Consider the following 18,554-nt stretch of genomic DNA (forward strand, 5'->3'; position numbering starts at 1 on the left):
TAGCAGTCTAGAACAGCTACAAGCTAGTCCCCCTTCTCCCCCTGGAGAAGGGGCTAGGGGTTGAGGCACCTACTCTTCCCGCAGGGCCACGGCCGGCTGTATCCCCGCTGCCAGCCAGCTCGGATACAGGGCGCAAACGGCCGTGAGGGCATAAATAAGCGCCGTGGCCAGCAGCATGGCCGTCAGGTACACGTTGGTCTTGACGCCCAGCACGCCCAGCAGCGGAAACTGCGCCGCCACCAGCAACCCAAGCGCCAGCCCAAAGGTGCTGACAACCAGAATCTCGCCCACGATCTGCGTGCTAATGGCCGGGCCGGTGGCCCCCAGCGCCCGGCGCAACCCAATTTCGGCGCGGCGCTGGTTGATGGTTTGCCACAGCACACCGAACAGGCCCAGGGCTACGTTGATAATCAGAAACACGCACACCACTACCAGCGCCACCAGCGGCGTCACTATTCGCTTCAGCTGGGCGGCCCGCTGCTCCGCCAGTGGCGTAATATTGCTAGACCAGCCCTTGCCAATGGCCAAAATCTCGGTGGTCATGCGCTTTTCCAGCGCGGCACCGGCTCCTGGCTGCACTCGCACCAGCAGGGTTTCCAAGTGCTCAAAGGATGTATCCTGAGGACTGACGCGCAGAAAAGCAGCCGCTCGCGGCTCGCTTAAATCGCCGCTGGCGCGATAGGTGCCTGCCACGCCCACTACCTGCATTTCCTGGTCGCTACCAGTAATGATTTTGCCTAAGGGTGATTCCCCCGGAAATAGTTTCTCTCTGGTTTCCTGGGTAATAATGACAGGCTGCCGCGTCGAGGCGTCGTCGCGCTTATCAAACCAACGGCCTTCGATAAGATGCGGGGCCAGTACGTCGCGCATAGCATCTTCCATGTAGTAAAAATTGCCGTTCACGTAAGCGCCACCGCTTTCTTTGGTGCGGCGCAAATCGCTCCGGGTACTATTGCCCGAAAAGGGCGTGTTCGAGCTGCTGCGTGCCACGAAACGCACCCCAGGCAGCGACTTCAGACGCTGAATAACCTGACGCTGCGTGGCGGCCCGCTGGCCTCGGGGCTGCATTCCGGGATCTAGGTCAACCTGCCACACCTGCTCGTAATCGAAGCCCAGCAGCGTACGGTAATTCTGCTGGTTGTAGACCAGAGTGCTGCCCACCACGAACAAGATCACGAAGGCGAAGAATATTTCGGTGATTAATAAAAAGTTGGCCCGCTTGCGGTTCCAGATCAGCGTAAATAAATGGCGTAGCATTAGTTGGTTCCTCCTTTCAGGGCCTGCACGGCTTGTAGTTTCGACATCTTATAAGCCGGGTACACGCCCGACAGCATTCCAAAAAACACGGCCACCCCCAGCGCCGCCCCAAACACCCGCCCGCTGAGCGTGAAATGGGCGTAGGGAATAAATTCGCTGCCGTTGAGCAGATGCAGCACCCCGGCGGCCAGTCCGAGCCCGAGCAGACCGCCCAGCAGAGTCAGAAAGATGTTCTCGACCAAAAATTGCCCCACCAGCACCCCGCTGGTAGCCCCAAAAGCCTTGCGGACGCCGATTTCGGAGCTGCGCTCCAGCATCCGGCTCACATTCAGATTAACCAGGTTCAGGGCTGGCAGCAGCATGAATAATAAGCTAAGTCCGAATGCCAGGGCCACGAACCGGCTTGTGCCATTGTCCGGGCCCGTTGCCTGGAAAAGCTCCCGCGTCAGGAGGTTGCCCAGTATCGGTTCGGCGTACACGCGCACCTCCGTATAGTCCTTCGGATCGGGTACGGGCACTCGGCTTACTACCTGGCGGAACTCTTGTTGAATAGCGGGCAGGTCGGCCGCATCGCGGGCCAGCAGAATGGCCATGCACGGCCCCAGGTAGCTGGGGTCGCGCAGGTCAACCGTACTCACGGTAATCGGTTTCCAGAGGTCAGCGGTGGAAAGCATCCGGGAAGCCGGCACGTCGCGCACGATGCCCACCACCCGAAAGCGCAGAGCATCGGCTTCAAGGAAGCGGCCTATTACGCCTTGCGTCGTGCCAAAGTAGCGCCGGCTGGTGCTCTCATTGATAACGGCTACGTAAGCTCCTTCCCGTACCTCGCGCACGGTATATGGCCGGCCGGCAATGAAGTCAAAGTCCAGCACCTGCCAGAATTCGCCATCCGTCGATTTGGTGTCCAGCTTCAGCTTCTGATTGCCCACGTAGGCCACCAGCGAGCCACCATCGGTGGCGATAGACACTTTTTCGGGCGTACGCAGCGGCCGCACGTAGCGGTCCAGAAAAGAGTAGCTAGCCCCGGAATTGCTCTGGCTATGGTCCGACCACAGCTCCAGCTTGGTGATGAACAGCAGCCGATCTACCCGCTTTTCCGGCGTGTGCGGTCCCATCGTATAGTCGTACATGGCGTACACCACCAGTAGAATCATCAGCGTAAAGCTGATGCCAAACAGGCTGATAAAAGTGAAGAACTTGCGCCGCAAGAGCACTTTCCAGGCAATTTTTAGATAGCTAAGAAGCATGAATATTTGGGGGTTTCAGACTTTATTAGAACGTCATGCAGAGCGAAGCGAAGCATCTCGCCCGCTGACGGCTGATTAGTAATCCAATGAAGAGGGCGAGATGCTTCGCTTTGCTCTGCATGACGTTCAGGCCACTTGGCTACCATCAAAAAAGCGAATGAGGCGCTCCGTTTTCAGGGCCTGATGCTCGTCGTGGGTCACCATCACGATGGTGGTGCCTTCCTCGCGGTTCAGGGTCAGGAGCAGGTCCATGATTTCCTCGCCCATCACCGAGTCGAGGTTGCCGGTGGGCTCGTCGGCGAGGATAATTTCGGGCCGGCCGGCCAGGGCGCGGGCAATGGCGACGCGCTGGCGCTGCCCACCGGAAAGCTGGCTGGGAAAGTGCGTAGTACGAGCACTCAGTCCCACTTTGTCGAGTGCTTCATGGGCGCGCTGCCGCCGCTCTTTGCCCCCCACACCGGCGCGGTAGAGCAGGGGTAGTTCCACATTATCCAGCACCGAGAGGTCATTGATCAGATGATAGCTCTGAAAGACGAAGCCGATTTTCTGGTTGCGCAGATGCGCCAGCTCCTTATCGGAATACGACTTCACGGCGCGCCCATCCAGCTCCAAAATGCCCCCCGTAGGCTCATCCAGCAGCCCAATGATACTGAGCAGCGTCGATTTGCCGCAGCCCGACGGTCCCATTACCGACACGAACTCGCCTTTGTTGATGCTTAGGTTTACACGGTTCAGCGCCACCGTTTCAATGGTTTTGGTCTGATATACTTTCTCGATGTTGGTGAGCTTAATCATGGGCGGCACGGTAGCAAGAAGGGACGATGAGGAAGTGGGGCGAGGCTGAGTTGTGGCGGAGTTCATGGCAAGGAGAAAATATCGGAAGATGAGTGAGTCAAAAAGTAGAACGTCATGCAGAGCGGAGCGAAGCATCTCGCTCGCGGTAGTAAGGCGTTGTTAGAAAAGAACGTCATGCTTAATCTGGCGTCCGCTTGCCGAAGCATCTCTCCCGCTTCGTTGCAGTGATATTCAGATTAAGCATGACACGTTCTGGGGAAGAATTATTACTTGCTGGCAATTAGCGGGCGTTGGCGTTCGAAGTCGTAAAGGGTGAGGGCGCGGAGGCGGTAGTAAGCAACCCAACCGTCGCGCAGGGCCAGAATGTAGGCGCGTTTGGCTTGGTCTTTTTCGGCTAAGGCAATGTTCAGATCGGTGAGGCTATAGCGGCCGACCTGGTAGGTAGCGCGGGCAATGGCGTAGCGGCGCTGGGCCAGCGTATCGGCGCGGGCGGCCAGGGCTAGCTGCTCGCTAAGGGTACTCAGCTGAGCAGCTTGGGCCAAGACCGTCTGCTCGAAGGTCGCTTGGTTTTGCTGCACGTTGCGCTGAATCTGTTGACGGGTCAGCTCGGCCGTTTTAATGATAGACTTTTGCCGGCCCCAATCCACCAAAGGCATGGAAAAAGCCAGGCGCACCTGCTGCTGACTCTGCGGGTCCTGGTAGCTCTCCACGAAGCCTTCGGAGCGGTTCACGTAGCCCAGGTTGGCCGTGAGGCTGGCGCGCAAGCCGGTGGCGCCTTTGGCGCCGGCCACACTGCTATCGGCCTGCAACAGCTGACGCTGATAAGTAAGCATTTCGCTGCGGTTTTGGCGGGCCAGACTCAGAGCCTGCTCGGGGGCTACTACTAGTTGGGCCGGGGGCGGCGGCACCAGCAGGGCCACGGCCATGCCTCCGATGCTGGTGTAGTTCTGTAGTTCCAGCGCCGCATTCTGCGCATCCAGCACGGCTTGTCCCTGGTTGCGACGGGCCGTGAGCACGTTTACTTCCAGCTGCAATAAGTCATTCTGGGAAAGCCGGCCGAGCTGATACCGCTCCCGGCCCGTGCGTAGCATCTCTTCATTGGTTCGCACGTTCTGGCCGGCAACTTCGGCGTTTACCTGCTGCTGTAGTACATCGAAATACAGCTCTGTTACGCGCTGGGCAATGTTTTCGCGCTGAGCCACAAACTGCCGCTGCGATTCCTCGTAGCGCAGGGGCTCGATGCGCCGCGCCCAGTACAGGGAGTTGTAGCCGCCAATGGGCTGGGTAAGGCCGATAATAGCCGGCGTGGTATTGTAGCGGCGCTGGTCGCGGTCGAAGTCATCGAAGCGCTGCACGTCGGAGCTGACGAAAATTTGCCCCCCAGTGAGCCCAATGTTCTGGCTCAGGGTCACGGCCAGGTTGGAATTGTTGTTGCGCACAGGCCGAAACTCGGTGGTGCCATCGGGCTGAACAACTGGGGCAATATTGCGGCTGAATTCGGGGATAACACCCTGTAAGCCAAGCTGGGGCATGAAGGTGGCCCGGTACGTGCGCCACCGCCAGTAGCTGGTTTCGCGGCTGGTCTGGGCCTGCTGGGCTACGGCCGATTCTCCCAGCGCCAACTCAATTACTTCCGCCAAACTCAGCGGCTGCTGGGCCTGAGCAGGCAATACCAAGGCCAGCAGCCAGCCGATACAAACGACCCGTACGCCGTTGAAAAAGGTTCTGGGGGGCATTTTAGAGCGTAGCATGGCGCGTTAGGGCTTTATGGTTAGCTCGGGAGTGTCGATAAAATCTTTCGTGTCGGTCAGGATGATTTCGTCGCCGGGGCGCAGGCCTCCGGTTATCTGCACGAAGTCGAAGTTGCTGTCGCCGAAGCGCACGGTGCGGCGCACGGCTTTATAGTCCTGCACCACAAACACAGCCTGCTCGTTGCCACCTTGGTAGAAAGGGCCATTTTTGACTCGCACCACACCTTTCAGGGCCTTCGTTACCACATACACATCCACGCGCAGGTTGGAGCGCAGAGCGGGGTGATGGTCCTCGTCGAGCTTAGCATAAAACGTAACCACGCCCTTATCTGCGGCCGGACTCACGGTGCTGATGGTGCCGCGCAAGTCGGTGTTATTTATCCGCACTACCACTGGGTCGCCAACATGCAAAGCATCGGCGTAGGCATCCGAAATAGTAGCGCGCACCCGGAAGCTGCTCAGGTCAGCTACCCGGGCCAGCACGTCGCCCTGGTTTACGGTCGCGCCGATGTCCTCATTCACCCAGGTCAGCACGCCGGGCTGCTGGGCGCTGATGTCGGCTTGGCCTAGTTTGCGGGCCAATTCGGTAATGCTGCGGTCCTGAATCTGCATGGTGAAACCCAGCTCGCGGGCGTCGGCGGCGTTGGCGCGGCGCTGGTTACGAATCTGGTCTTGCAGGCGCTGGAGTTCCAGCTTGGCCAGGCGCAGGCTAAGCTCAGCCTGGCGCACGTTTTCAGCCGTGCCGCTGCCTATCTTCAGCAAGTGCTCCTCGTCGCGCAAGGTCGATTCCAGGCTGCGGATTTTCACCTGTTGCACCTGCGCCTGGCTTTGCAGGTCGTTCAGGGTGCGCTCCAGGGTCAGGTTGAGCTGGGTGCTCTTGTTGCGGTTTTGTAATTGGGCGTCCTGGAGCTTGGCCAGCTCACTGCTGGTTAGCTCTTTGTCCAGCTCCAGAATGGTTTGCCCCGGCTGCACGGCCGCGCCCGGCGCCAGCGCCACCCGCCGCACCGTCGATTGAATAGGGCTGGTAATAACGGCTTCCCGACCCGGAATCACGAAACCCGTGGCCGTGAGAGAAGCTTCCAGGTCGCCGATTTCGGCCGTTGCCGTGAGAATATCCTGACGCTTGATGCTCGGCTTTAGCACGCTGCGGAAGGCAACCAGCACCGCAATGGACCCCAGCACTACCAGGCCGGCCAGCAGCCACGTACGACGGCGGCGCTGAAGGTGGGTGGCGGGAGAAATAGCTCTGTCCATTTTTGGGTAGAAAGTAGTTAGTTTCCTCCCTAGATAGCCAAGCGCTATGCCAATTCGCTAAGTGATTATAAATTAGATATTTATCAATAAAATTTGGTTTGGGTAGACTGAAAAAAGTGTCCATTCCTGGACAGGGTGTTCATTATTGAAAATGGAAATGAACAACGATGGACAATATTTCTAGAGCGATGTAGAGACGCAATATTTTGCGTCTTGGTGTCCGCGCCGTTTGCCTGAATCTGTAATCAAGGTCGTGGATCAGGGGCTTAACGGCTGAACAATGGCTAAGTAACCAAACAACATCAGCAACGTCTTCAACCACCCCAGCCGTGCCTTCGGCACGGCGTCCCCTCCTCAGATGAGGAGGGGAGCTGGTCGTTCTGACAACCAAAAATATTCTGACAACAAAAAAGCGGCAAGCCATATTGGCTTGCCGCTTTTTTAGCTGCTACTGTTGCCTGGGGGGCTATTTCTGCTCGCCTTCTGGCTTGGGCGTGTCGTTGGCTTCTTCCGGCAAGACGAGGTCGAACTCGACGCGGCGGTTGAGGGCGCGGCCGGCGGCGGTAGCATTAGTCGTGATGGGCTTCGTTTCGCCGTAGCCGCGCGACTGAATGCGTTCGGCTGGAATGCCCTTTGTCAGCATATAGGTGCGGGCGGCGGCGGCGCGGTCGTCGGAAAGCTTCAGATTGTAGGCGTCGCTACCCTGGCTGTCGGTGTGGCCGGCAATGCTCAGGATATAGTCGGGGTACTCGTTGAGCACTTTCGCCAAATCTTCGAGCGTGGGGTAGGAGCTAGGCTTAAGCACCGCTTTGTTCAACTCAAACTGAATGAACTTGGTGGCGGCTTCGAGGCGCTTTTTCGTTTCAACCTTAATCTCCGGGCAGCCTCTATTCGACGCTGGGCCCGCCGAGTTAGGGCAGCGGTCTTGGAAGTCAGGCACGCCGTCACCGTCGGTGTCGAGGGGACAGCCCGTGGCATCCACTTTCACGTTGGCAGGCGTATCGGGGCACTTGTCGTCAGCGTCGGTTACGCCGTCGCTATCAGCGTCGGGGCAGCCTTGCAACTCGGCTTTGCCCGGCGTGTCGGGGCATTTATCGTCGCCGTCGCGAATGCCATCACCATCGCGGTCTGGGCAACCTTCGAGGTTAGCCAAGCCTTTCTCGGTGGGGCACTTATCCTGATAGTCCGGAACACCGTCGCCGTCGCCGTCGAGTGGGCAGCCATTCGCATCCACGGCTACACCACTAGGTGTGCTGGGGCACTTGTCTTTGCGGTCGGCTACCCCATCCATATCCTCATCCTTGGGCTTGCCAAAGTTGTAAGTGATACCAGCCGAGTGCTGCAGGTAGCGGTCATTCAGGTCGCCTTTGTCTACGTTGTCAATCGTGTTGGTAGCGGCATAAATCTGGCCCGTCTGCACGAAGATGCCGAACGAAGGCGAGAAGTTCAGAGCAATACCGGCATTACCTTGCACGTAAGCGGCGTAATGGTCACGGTTGCCCAGGAATTGCTCCCCGCCGCCCACGTTGCTGAACTTGTCGGAGGAGGCAATCATCAAGCCCGGCGCTAAGCTCAGGTAGGGAGCAAATACGGCGTCCTCTTTCAAAGCCCAGCCGTTGTTGAGCTTAAACTTGATGGGCACCCCGATGGTGGTCACGTTTGCGTCGAAGCGGCGGATAGCGGGGGGCAAATCCTCAATGCCTTTGAGCACCTTGGTGGAGAACTTCATGTCCCCGTAGTTGGCGGCTATGCCAATGTCGAGGCCCGGCGTGAGGTAGCGCGAGAGGGTGATGCCCCCGCCGTACTCGATCTTGTTGGACTTGAACCACTCCGAGCCCAGGTCGCCGTGGTATTGCAGGGTGCTGCCGTAAAGGCTAATGCCGGTCTTGCGGTCCGCGCTTTGGGCGTGACCCTCGGGGGCCGCCGCCAGCAGCGCCAAGCCCGAAAGCAGCAGGTTGGATAAAGTAGGGAGTAACCTCACAGGAATAATTAGATGAAACAGATTTATTGAATTAAGGCTATATACTATCAATAGTGATAATGGGTTTCCTGCCTTTTCTATTGTTAAGATGAAAGCGACTTTTAGCGGGTATTTACCGTCTCATGTTCCAGCCAGAGCCTTCGGGTAGCACCAGAAACACGCTGTCCGGGAGGTTTTTGGCGCGTAGTGCTTCGCGTAAGTCGGTAACGGGCTCGGTCAGACCATCGTCGGCGAGCTGGAAGGTGCCGAAGTGGGTGGCAATGCTGCGCCGGGCGCCCAAATCCTGTTGAGCCTGCACCGCCTGGGCGGGCGAGATGTGAATAGGAGCCATAAACCACTCGGGCCGGTAAGCGCCAATGGGCAGAATAGCCAACTCAATCGGCCCCAGCCGCTGCCCGATTTGCTTAAAAAACGCGCCGTAGCCCGTGTCGCCGGCATAATAGATGTTGCCGCGCGCGGTGCCCAGTACCCAGCCCGCCCATAGTGTAGCGTCGCGGTCGCGCAGGCCGCGGCCGGAAAAGTGCTGGGCGGGTACGGCCGTGAGCTGCACCGTGGGGGTGAGCGGCAAGGCTTGCCACCAGTCTAGCTCCGTCACGTTGCCGATTTTTTCTTCGTCCAAAAACGCCTTAATGCCTAGCCCCACGAAGATGCGCGGCTGGTTGCGGGCGGCGAGGCGGCGCAGGGTGTTCAGGTCGAGGTGGTCGTAGTGGTTATGGCTGATGACGATGGCATCGATGGGGGGCAAATCGTCGAAGCGCAGGCCGGGTGGGCGCAGGCGTTTGGGGCCAATCCACTGATACGGGCTGGTGCGCTCACTCCAAATGGGGTCGGTCAGCACGTTCAGGCTATCAAACTGGAGCAGAAAGGTGCCATGATTGACGAAGGTAATGCGCACTTGGCCACGACCCACGCGGGTGGGTGGCTTGGGTCCGGGGGCAAATTCAGCTGTTCGGGCCACTCGCCTTTGTCGCGGTTCAGCATCCATTTCAGCAGAGGCCCCATTCCTTCCTGTGCCTTTACGCCGCCAGCATTCTCGAAAGTTTTGCCATTGAAATGATCAGGAACGGGGCCGCGGTATTTGGGCGCCGAGATGGAACAGCCTAGCATAAGGCCACCCGCGCTCAGCAGTACAAGCAGGCCCAAAAGCCAGAATAAAGAACGACGCAGCATAGGGAGGCAGTAGTAGGCTCCTCGTTTTACCGGCTTGCCCGTCAAATGGTTTGCTTAGCCAAATGCTTCGCCGCTGATCAGCTAGTGAATTTGCCCCCCGTGCGTAATTTGCCCCCCAACATGGCTGATTCAGGTTTCAGTGAACCAGTACGCGGACGTTTGGCCCCTACGCCCAGCGGCTACCTGCACCTGGGCAACGCGGTGAACTTCGTGCTCACCTGGCTGCTCGTGCGCCGGGCCGGCGGCATCCTGCACCTGCGCATCGATGACCTCGACCGGGCCCGCCTGCGCCCGGCTTACCTGGATAATATCTTCCAAACGATCCGCTGGCTCGGCTTGGATTATGATACCGGTCCCCGCGATTCGGTGGAGTTTGAGCAGCGGTATTCTCAGCTGCGTCATCTGGCCGAGTATCAGGCTCTGCTCGATGAGCTGCGCCTGAAGCCGGGGCTACTCTATGCCTGCACTTGCTCGCGCACCACCAATTTGCCCCCCAGCCCAATGGCGGCTGAACCGGGCTGCAGTAGCTGCCAGGCCACATTTGCTACGGCCGGCGCCGCCTGGCGCGTGCGTGTGCCCGCCACGCCCATTGCCGTTGTCGATGCGTGGCAAGGTACCCTGCTGGTAGACCTGGCGGCCACGGTGGGCGACTTTGTGGTGCGCAAAAAAAATGGATTACCCGCCTATCAGCTAGCTTCCTTGGCCGACGACTTACGCCTTGGGACTACACTTATTGTTCGTGGTGAGGACTTATTGCCCAGCACCGCCGCTCAGCTTTTTTAGCTTCTCACCTGTCAACTACGGCTGGTTTTGCGCAAACGCAGTTCGTACACCACGCCCTGCTTTCCGGTGCTGGGGGGCAAAAATTATCGAAGTCCCAACAGCAGCCTCTGGACTGCGGAATCATGGGTGCAGCCAGCTCGCCGCGAGCAGTATACGCCGCCGTAGCGAAGTTGCTGGCCCTGCCTAAAGCGGCCGGTGAGTCGCTGGCTGTCTTGCAGCAGACGTTTGCCGATTTCGGGGTAGAAAGCAAAAAGCAGCATAGTACGTACCCAAAAATTAAATAACCCTCCAACACAAGAACGTAATGCCGCCCAGCGCCCAGCATCTCGCATGCTGACGCCAATAGAGCATAACCGCCTTTTATAGAGCAACGAAGCGAGCGAGATGCTTCGCTACGCTCTGCATGACGCTCTAGTAAGGAAGCTTAGCGAATCTCTTTCTTGAACTGCTCCGCCCAATGATCCGCCAGGCGCGTGGGTTCTGGCAATTTGTAGCCGCGCGTACAAGCTATAGCCAGGCGGGTAGCAGTAGCTTGGTCGCAGCGGTGACCGGGGCTCACAAACACGGGCAGCACGCGGTCTTTGGTGCGCAATACTTCGCCGATCAGCTCGCCTTTATCAAGCAGCGGCGACAAACTGCCGGCCGAGGACGCTGGCTCTTCGAACTTGCCGGTAAGCAGGCTCTTGGCTACGCCGAATGTCGGCATATCGAGCAGTACGCCGAGGTGAGCGGCAATGCCCATGCGGCGCTTGTGCGCAATGCCGTGCCCATCCACCATAATCACGTCGGGCTTTTGCTGGAGCTTTTCGTAGGCTTTCAGCAGGTTGGGTGCTTCGCGAAAAGCTAGAAAGCCGGGCACATACGGGATAGTTACGGCCCCCACGCTATAAACCTTCTCCACCAGCTCCAGCGACGGGTAGCGCAGCAGCACGAATACCGACAAGATGGTTTCGGGCGTTGGAAAGGAAGAGTCGCAGCCGGCAATGAGTGTGGGCTCGGCGGCCAGCGGCTCTATTCGCACGTGGGTGCGCATTTCTTCCTGCTGCTGGGTCAGGTCGCGGACTACAAGCGGGTCGGCAGGCGGGTGGTAGGGGCGGTACATACGAGGGGAGGGGCTGGGGGGCAAATTTTCCTTCTACGGCCGGTTTGTCGAAAAGCTGAAAGAAGTTTGAGCCAATACGCCAGAACGGCGTGGTCCTACGACTTTGGAGTCGTAGGACCACTTTCGTTGCTGATGCCTGCCTACGCGTGGGGTCGTTCAACGATAGTGGTCCTACGACTTTGGAGTCGTAGGACCACTCCGCCGCCTCGCTTACATTCAACTCTACCTTCTCGCCTCCGTTAAACAAAACCCACGCACGCCTTAGCCCCGAATTCCTATGAGCAAAGCCGAACAACCAGCCAGCACCGGCTCCGGGCCGTTTTTTGAGCGCTGCTACCAGGTTTCTTTCCAGCACTCCAACCTTTCGGCCGCCGAGCTTTTCCGTACCATTACCTGCGAGCTGGAGCGTTTTTCGCCCAATTTACTGGCCGATTTCGAGAAAACGAAAGGTGCTGGTCACTGTCTGGGCGTAGGCGACGAGTTCAAGATTCGCATTCTGGGCCCCTGGAACGGCAGCGTGCGCGTCACAGAAATGGGAGCCGATTATTTCGAGCTGGTTACGCTTGAAAACCACCCCGAGGCCGGCCGCATCCGGTTTTCTCTGCGCCCCCACCCGCTGCTGCCGGATACTTTACAGTTCGAGATTCACTCCTGGGCGCGCTCCCGCGACGGTCTGGTGGCCTTCACCTACGACACGCTGGGCATTGGCAAGAAATTACAGGAGCATACCTGGCGCACGTTCTGCGAGCGAGTAGCCGACTACTGCGGTGGGCTGCCGCTGGGCCCGGTTTCGGTGGAGACGGTGAAGCAGCACGAGGCCGGAACGGAGGTGGAGCGTGAGGCCTAAGTCTGCCGCCGCGCCGCCGCTGTGGGAGCGGTACCACGACCGCCTGTCGGCCTTTAACGGGGCTAAGTACAACTTCGACCCTGAGCGCGCCCACGAGTACACTACCGCTACCGGCTGGAACGTAGATGATTACGCCACCGATTTGCCCCCCGAAGCCCCCGGCGCACCCGCCGAGCACGGCTCCTGGGCGGCGGCGCGCCAAGTACTGCTCAACTACACTTTCCCGCCGCCCGACCTGATTACCGGCATTTTCGTGCCCGACGCTCCGCTGGAAAAGCGCACGCTGTTGCTGCGCGGACAGTTTCTGGGCTTCTCTTTTTGGTTTGGGGTGCGCGTGGGGGGCGTTTTTGATGAAACCCGCCCCACCGACACCGGTCCCGAGCAGGTGTGGGGCTACAACTACCGCACGTTGGAAGGCCACTTTGAGCGTGGTGAAATAAACTTCACTGTCCACAAGCATTTGCAAACCGGCCAGGTTGAGTTTCGTATTCATGCGTACTCACAGCTGGGACGCATTCGCAACCCGTTTTATTGGTTGGGCTTTAAGTTATTTGGGCGCATGTTGCAGCGGCGCTTCGGCCGTGAGTCGCTGCGGCGGATGCGCGAGCAAGTGGAGGCCGCGCTGGCAACCTCGCCAGTAGCTACATAAGCTTTCCACAATTTGTTTATAACCTGTTGATATCAAAGGTAAAACACTGCTCAGGCCGGAGTAGGCAGTCGAACTGCTAAACTTCCCGCTCAGCAGTTGGTTATTGCATTTCGCTCTTTCTACAACTCTCCAAAACCAACACCATGACCCAAGTAAAAGGCTATGCGGCCGAGAAGGCCAACGCGCCCCTGACTCCCTTCAACTTCGAGCGCCGCGAAGTTGGCCCGCACGACGTCCAAATTGAGATTCTGTTCTGTGGCGTGTGTCACTCCGACGTACACCAGGTGCGCGACGAGTGGGGCGGCTCCATCTTCCCGATGGTGCCCGGCCACGAAATAGTGGGCCGCGTAACGCAGGTCGGCGACCATGTGAAAAACTTTAAAGCCGGCGACCTGGCCGGCGTGGGCTGTATGGTCGATTCGTGCCGCACGTGCTCTAGCTGCGAGCAGCAACTGGAGCAGTACTGCGAAGTCGGCTTTGTCGGCACCTACAACGGCCGCGAGTACAAAACCCAGGAGCCAACGTATGGGGGCTACTCAAACCAGGTAGTAGTCGATGAAGGCTTCGTGCTGCGCGTATCCGACAAGCTGGATCTGGCGCGCGTAGCGCCGCTTTTGTGTGCTGGCATTACTACTTACTCGCCGCTGCGCCAGTGGAACGTGAAAGAAGGCGACCGGGTGGGTGTAATGGGCCTCGGCGGCCTGGGTCACATGGCCGTGAAACTGGCCGCCGCTATGGGCGCTGAAGTAACGGTGCTCAGTACCTCACCCAATAAGGAAGAAGACGCTAAGACGCTGGGAGCTCACAAATTCGTGGTGACCAAGGATAAGGAAGCCATGAAAAGCATCCAGAACTACTTCGACATCATCATCAACACCGTGTCCGCCCCCCTCGACCTGAACCTATACCTGGCCACCCTGCGCCTCGATGGTACCATGGTGCTGCTCGGCGTACCGCCGGAAGCACCCCAGGTTAATGCCTTTAACCTTATCAGCAAGCGCCGCCGCCTGGCCGGCTCGCTCATCGGGGGCATTGCCGAAACCCAGGAAATGCTGGATTTCTGCGCCGAGCACAACATCATGTCCGATATAGAAATGATTCCGATTGCCAACATCAACGAAGCCTACGACCGCATGGTAAAAAGCGACGTGAAGTATCGTTTTGTAATTGATATGGCGACACTGTAATAAACTTCGCAAAACGCAACAAGAAAGGCCGTCAGCAATGACGGCCTTTCTTGTTGCGTTTTGATGCAATGCACTCTGCTCTAGAAGCTCAACTGCATGATCGCCTAGAGTTAAATTATTTTACTCCCGAAACAGCTTCTTATCGGCGTAAAAAGTGCCGAATGGTACTACCGAAGCTATGAAAGCCAACACTGCTTTCTTAAAGGACCAGTTCAGTTCGATAGTCGCCATAATGACCAGCAACACATAGAGCACAAACAATACCCCGTGGGCCATACCTACCATACGCACCGCTTCGGGCTGGCCGGCCAGGTATTTCAGGGGCATAGCAATGCCGAGGAGTACCAGAAAAGAAAGACCCTCCAGGAAGCCTACGATGCGCAGGCGGCCGAGGGTAGAGGAAAGTAACGTGAGCATAAGAAGTGTTTGGGGGGCAAAAGTACGGCTTAACAACAAGCTTGGCCTGTAAGGAGTTACAGCGTCCGGCCCGGATAAACGGCGAGGGCCTGCTCCAGGCAGGTTAAAGCTGCATTTAGCGTGTCAAGGTTGAGCACGTAGGCCAAGCGTACTTCGTCGCGGCCCCGGCCGGGAGTGGCGTAAAAGCCGGCCGCCGGCGTAATCATCAACGTTTGATTCTCGTACGAAAACGACTCCAGCAGCCATTGCCCGAACGCTTCACAGTCGTCGATGGGCAAGCGGGCCATCACGTAGAAGGCGCCGCCCGGCATGGGGCACTCTACGCCGGGCATAGCGCGCAGGCGGCGCACCATCAGATCGCGGCGGGCCAGGTACTCCGTTTTGGTGGCGTCGAAGTAGGTGGGGGGCAAATCGGTGGCGGCCTCGCCTAATAGCTGCGCCAGGCCGGGCGGACTTATCCGCATCTGCGCGAACTTTAAGGCCACGGCGTACAGCTCTTTGTTTTTCGTAATGAAAGCTCCCAAACGGGCTCCGCAGGCACTGTAGCGCTTCGAAATAGTATCCAGCAATACCACGTGCTCCTCCACGCCAGCCAAGTGCAAGGCACTCACGTAGGGCGAATCGTAGCAGAATTCCCGATAAGCCTCATCCGAAAGCAGATATAGGTGGTGGCGCAGGCAAATGTCGCGTAGCTGCTCTAACTCCTCGCGCCGGTACACGTGGCCCGTCGGGTTGTTGGGGTTGCAGATGAGAATAGCCTTGGTGCGCGGCGTAATAACGCGCTCGAATTCCTCGATTGGCGGCAGCGCAAAGCCATTCTCAATGTGAGCCAGAACCGGCACGATATGCACGCCAGCAGCAACGCTGAAAGCGGTGTAAGCGCCATAAAAAGGCTCCGACATAATGACCTCGTCGCCGGGGTTCAGGCAGCTCAGCATAGCAAACAGAATAGCCTCCGAGCCACCCGCCGTTACGATAATCTCGTCGGCCGTTACGTGGATGCCGGCACGCTCATAGTAGGCGGCCAGCTTCTGGCGGTAGCTTTCGTGGCCCGCGCTGGCGCTGTATTCCAGCACCCGGATGTTGGCTTTCTGTACCGCCTCAATTACCGCGGGCGGCGTTTCTATATCGGGCTGCCCAATGTTGAGGTAATGCACCTGAAGGCCGCGCTTCCGGGCCGCTTCGGCGTGGGGCAACAACTTCCTAAAAGGCGACACCGGCATGGCTTGGCCGCGCTGTGATACTGCTAACATAAGCGAAAGATAGGCGCAAGCCACCGCAAATGGCTGAAGTTTTTAGTGTACACCGGCTGGACTTATTGCAATTTCAAACACCGGGTACGCGGCACCGGCAGGCAGGTTACCTTTGCGCTTCCGCGCCCGAACTGCTAGTTTATTTCATGAAGATCTTATTGATAGAAGACGAAGCCAAGCTTAGCTCATTCATTCGCAAAGGCCTGGAAGGGGAAGGCTACTGGGTCGATACTGCCTTCGACGGCCAGCTGGGCCTGAGCATGGCCCTGCACGGCGACTACGAGCTGGTGATTCTGGATGTGAGCCTGCCCCAGCTCAACGGCTTTGAAGTGTGCCGCCGCCTGCGTGCCGAGCGGCCCCAAGCCGCTATTCTGCTGCTGACCGCCCTGGGCGGCATTGCCCACAAAACCGAGGGCTACGACGCGGGCGCCGATGATTACCTGGTTAAGCCCTTCGAGTTTCAGGAGTTGCTTCTGCGCATCCGCGCCCTCTACCGCCGCTACCACGATGCCGGCCCCGGCCGCACCCTCGGCCTAGCCGACCTCACCCTGCACCTGACCACCAAGCGCGTGGAGCGCTCCGGCCGGCCCATCACTCTTACCGCCCGCGAGTATGCCCTGCTCGAATACCTGCTGCTGAATCAGGGCCAGGTAGTGTCGCGGGTGGACATCGCGGAAAAAGTCTGGGAGCTGAAGTTCGATACCAATACCAATATTATCGACGTGTACATCACCTACCTGCGCCGTAAGATTGACAAAGACTTTTCGCCCAAGCTCATCCATACGGTAGTGGGTATGGGCTATGTATTGCGCGGATAAATTCCCATCTGCTTAGGCAGTTGTCATTCCGGGCAGTGCGAGGAATCCGGGGGCTTTTTCACTGGTTTCACTCAGATTCCTCGCGGTGCTCGGAATGACAACTGCCCCCAGCTTCCGCCAACCATCTACTACATGACCATTCGCGCCCGCCTTACGCTCTTCTTCGCCGGCCTGATGCTGGCTTTAGTCGCGGCCATGTCATGCGGGGTGTACTTTTTTGAGCGCACCAGCCAACGCCGCCTGTTCGAGCAGCTGCTGCTACGCAAGGCGGAGGCCACGGCAAAAGTGTTCGTGCGCCGGCACGAGCGCCTGGAGCCGACCGACGCCCTGTTGCTGCTCACCCAGCAAAACCAGTACGAGGCTATCTACAACAATAGCAGTGAGCTGCTTTATGCCAGCCGGTCCAATCCCGGACTGCGTATCACGCCCGACTTTCTGCGGCGGGTGCGCAAGGCCGGGCGGCTTTCTTTAAGCCAGGGGCCGGCTCAGGGAATAGCCCTCTACGCCCAGGACGGCAACGAGCGGTTCGTGGTAGTGGTAACGGCCGAGGACAGGTTTGGCCAGGATGGGCTGCTGAGCTTGCGCAACAATCTGTTGCTTACCAGTGCCTTGGGTTTGGCGTTGGTGGTCGTGCTGGCCAACCTGTTTGCGGGCCGCGCCCTGCGTCCGGTGCAGCAGCTAAGCCAGCAGATGCAGGCGCTTTCCTCCCGCACCCTCGACCAGCGGCTTTCTACCGGCAACGGGCGCGACGAGCTGGCCCACCTGGCGGCCCAGTTCAACGCCCTGCTCGCCCGCCTGGCCGATACCGTGGCCCGGAACCGCAATTTCGTGTGGCACGCCTCACACGAGCTGCGTACGCCTCTGGCCAATCTGCTGGGCACGCTCGACATCTCCCGGACCTACGACGAGCGCCCCCAGGACCTGCGCGCCACTCTGGCCTCGGCTACGGAGGAGGTGCGCCGCCTCATCTCGCTTACCAACGACCTGCTGCTGCTGGCTGAGCTAAGCCAGGAAAACTCCGCCCCCGACCTGCCCCTGGCGCCCGTGCTGCTGGCCGAGCCTCTGCTCGATGCCGTGCAGGTGGTGCAGCATCGTTACCCGGCTACCCCCATCGAGCTGCACCTGCCCGACGCGGTGGAAGACTGCCAGGCCCGCGCCCACCCCGACCTGCTTACCCTGGCCCTCATCAACCTGCTCGATAACGCCTGCAAATACTCGCCCGTCGGCTCGCCCGTGCGCGCCAGTCTGGCCCCTGGCCCTGGCGGCGGCCTCTACACCGTGCGCGATACCGGCGTGGGCATCGCCCCCGACGCTCTGCCGCACATTTTCGAGCCGCTGTACCGTGCCGAGGCCGTACGGGCCAGCATCAGCGGCAACGGCATAGGACTCAGTCTGGTGCAGCGAGTCGCTGAGCTGCACGGTGGCGGCGTGGCCGCCCAATCGGTAGCCGGAGGGGGCACGGAGTTCCGGCTGTGGCTGTGAGAAAAGGCCGTTACCGGCATTTCCCGCCTCTGGGGGGCTTTTTGGCCGGGGTAGCGACTTTCGCACCTTTAGTAATTGTCTGATCCCCATTTCGACGCTGATAAAAGCGGAAAGCCTTGGCCTGGCGGCAGTTACCCAAAGCAGACTTTTGCTGGTAACTACTCTGCATTAGAAAATTCTAATTTCATTCCAATCCTACGTTAATCATGCCTCCGCACCTTTACGCTTACTAAGGGGGAATAACTCAAGGGGATAGCCTCATTTCAGCGTTTTTCAGGGCTGCGGGCAATACCGGCGTGCATGGCTTCCGGCGGGTCGAGTTCTTTCGGCGAAAAAAAGAATGTTTATCCATGCCTTTTTAATAGAACTTTTCCTTGAAATCCAGCTGGCAAAAGCCTGTAGGCAAGCAGCCTATATACTCCAGCATCTTTTAGGATTACCAATCACCCCTCAGAGTACTTAAGGTCTTTATGAAAAGAACGTTCATGCTCGTCGTTATGAGCTTATGTGCCTTATACGGTGGCACAAGCTGCTCGACAGAAAAAAAGGAAAAGGAAGAAG

General features: G+C 58.6%; 18 protein-coding genes. 7 read left to right on the forward strand and 11 right to left on the reverse strand.

The genetic code is table 11. From position 1 onward, the window contains the following. Window positions 1-69: 69 nt before the first annotated feature. The 8 genes from MKZ35_RS01250 to MKZ35_RS01285 all read right to left on the reverse strand — a co-directional run bounded on the left by MKZ35_RS01250 (window position 70) and on the right by MKZ35_RS01285 (window position 9,455). On the reverse strand, window positions 70-1,257 hold the full coding sequence (locus MKZ35_RS01250) for an ABC transporter permease (RefSeq protein ID WP_482511414.1): 1,188 nt from the start codon (window positions 1,255-1,257) through the stop codon (window positions 70-72). Beyond that, complete coding sequence (locus tag MKZ35_RS01255) at window positions 1,257-2,504, reverse strand: ABC transporter permease (RefSeq protein ID WP_482511415.1); 1,248 nt, start codon at window positions 2,502-2,504, stop codon at window positions 1,257-1,259. The genes MKZ35_RS01250 and MKZ35_RS01255 overlap by 1 nt, the downstream gene beginning before the upstream one ends. Before the next feature lie 126 nt (window positions 2,505-2,630). Beyond that, window positions 2,631-3,299, reverse strand: a complete 669-nt coding sequence (locus MKZ35_RS01260; RefSeq protein ID WP_482512243.1) for an ABC transporter ATP-binding protein — start codon at window positions 3,297-3,299, stop codon at window positions 2,631-2,633. Between the two features lie 266 nt (window positions 3,300-3,565). Next, the gene (locus tag MKZ35_RS01265) at window positions 3,566-5,050 is read right to left on the reverse strand and encodes a TolC family protein (RefSeq protein ID WP_482511416.1); all 1,485 of its coding nucleotides are present in this window, start codon (window positions 5,048-5,050) and stop codon (window positions 3,566-3,568) included. A gap of 6 nt (window positions 5,051-5,056) precedes the next feature. After that, on the reverse strand, window positions 5,057-6,304 hold the full coding sequence (locus tag MKZ35_RS01270; protein ID WP_482511417.1) for an efflux RND transporter periplasmic adaptor subunit: 1,248 nt from the start codon (window positions 6,302-6,304) through the stop codon (window positions 5,057-5,059). Window positions 6,305-6,770: 466 nt separating this feature from the next. Beyond that, window positions 6,771-8,285, reverse strand: coding sequence for an OmpA family protein (locus MKZ35_RS01275; RefSeq protein ID WP_482511418.1), 1,515 nt, complete (start codon window positions 8,283-8,285; stop codon window positions 6,771-6,773). Window positions 8,286-8,397: 112 nt separating this feature from the next. Continuing rightward, a complete protein-coding gene (locus MKZ35_RS01280) occupies window positions 8,398-9,195 on the reverse strand; it encodes an MBL fold metallo-hydrolase (protein ID WP_482511419.1) in 798 nt (265 codons plus the stop codon). Continuing rightward, window positions 9,126-9,455: a hypothetical protein gene (locus tag MKZ35_RS01285; protein ID WP_482511420.1), complete on the reverse strand. Its 330-nt coding sequence runs from the start codon at window positions 9,453-9,455 to the stop codon at window positions 9,126-9,128. The genes MKZ35_RS01280 and MKZ35_RS01285 overlap by 70 nt, the downstream gene beginning before the upstream one ends. 45 nt (window positions 9,456-9,500) lie before the next feature. Here MKZ35_RS01285 and MKZ35_RS01290 point away from each other — a divergent pair, with 45 nt between their 5' ends. Then, entirely contained in the window at window positions 9,501-10,238 is a 738-nt protein-coding gene (locus MKZ35_RS01290; protein ID WP_482511421.1) for a glutamate--tRNA ligase family protein, read from the forward strand. A gap of 27 nt (window positions 10,239-10,265) precedes the next feature. Beyond that, entirely contained in the window at window positions 10,266-10,403 is a 138-nt protein-coding gene (locus tag MKZ35_RS01295; RefSeq protein WP_482511422.1) for a hypothetical protein, read from the forward strand. 259 nt (window positions 10,404-10,662) lie between these two features. Here the strand turns inward: MKZ35_RS01295 and nfi are convergent, their stop codons facing one another. Beyond that, window positions 10,663-11,340: a deoxyribonuclease V gene (nfi, locus tag MKZ35_RS01300; protein ID WP_482511423.1), complete on the reverse strand. Its 678-nt coding sequence runs from the start codon at window positions 11,338-11,340 to the stop codon at window positions 10,663-10,665. Window positions 11,341-11,617: 277 nt separating this feature from the next. Here nfi and MKZ35_RS01305 point away from each other — a divergent pair, with 277 nt between their 5' ends. From MKZ35_RS01305 to MKZ35_RS01315, 3 genes are all read left to right on the forward strand, one after another. After that, window positions 11,618-12,187 (forward strand): DUF1990 family protein, encoded by a 570-nt coding sequence (locus tag MKZ35_RS01305; RefSeq protein WP_482511424.1) that lies wholly within the window; start codon window positions 11,618-11,620, stop codon window positions 12,185-12,187. Continuing rightward, on the forward strand, window positions 12,177-12,836 hold the full coding sequence (locus tag MKZ35_RS01310; protein ID WP_482511425.1) for a DUF1990 domain-containing protein: 660 nt from the start codon (window positions 12,177-12,179) through the stop codon (window positions 12,834-12,836). Before MKZ35_RS01305 ends, MKZ35_RS01310 begins: the two co-directional genes overlap by 11 nt. A 143-nt stretch (window positions 12,837-12,979) precedes the next feature. Beyond that, window positions 12,980-14,023 (forward strand): NAD(P)-dependent alcohol dehydrogenase, encoded by a 1,044-nt coding sequence (locus MKZ35_RS01315; protein WP_482511426.1) that lies wholly within the window; start codon window positions 12,980-12,982, stop codon window positions 14,021-14,023. Window positions 14,024-14,143: 120 nt separating this feature from the next. Here the strand turns inward: MKZ35_RS01315 and MKZ35_RS01320 are convergent, their stop codons facing one another. Then, a complete protein-coding gene (locus MKZ35_RS01320) occupies window positions 14,144-14,440 on the reverse strand; it encodes a DUF3817 domain-containing protein (RefSeq protein WP_482511427.1) in 297 nt (98 codons plus the stop codon). A 56-nt stretch (window positions 14,441-14,496) separates the two neighbouring features. Next, window positions 14,497-15,693, reverse strand: coding sequence for a pyridoxal phosphate-dependent aminotransferase (locus MKZ35_RS01325; RefSeq protein ID WP_482511428.1), 1,197 nt, complete (start codon window positions 15,691-15,693; stop codon window positions 14,497-14,499). Between the two features lie 146 nt (window positions 15,694-15,839). Between MKZ35_RS01325 and MKZ35_RS01330 the strand changes: the two genes are divergently transcribed. Continuing rightward, on the forward strand, window positions 15,840-16,511 hold the full coding sequence (locus MKZ35_RS01330; RefSeq protein ID WP_482511429.1) for a winged helix-turn-helix domain-containing protein: 672 nt from the start codon (window positions 15,840-15,842) through the stop codon (window positions 16,509-16,511). A 132-nt stretch (window positions 16,512-16,643) separates the two neighbouring features. Continuing rightward, window positions 16,644-17,993, forward strand: coding sequence for a sensor histidine kinase (locus MKZ35_RS01335; RefSeq protein ID WP_482511430.1), 1,350 nt, complete (start codon window positions 16,644-16,646; stop codon window positions 17,991-17,993). Window positions 17,994-18,554: the final 561 nt, after the last annotated feature.

This window comes from Hymenobacter sp. R533113 (genome assembly GCF_056835965.1).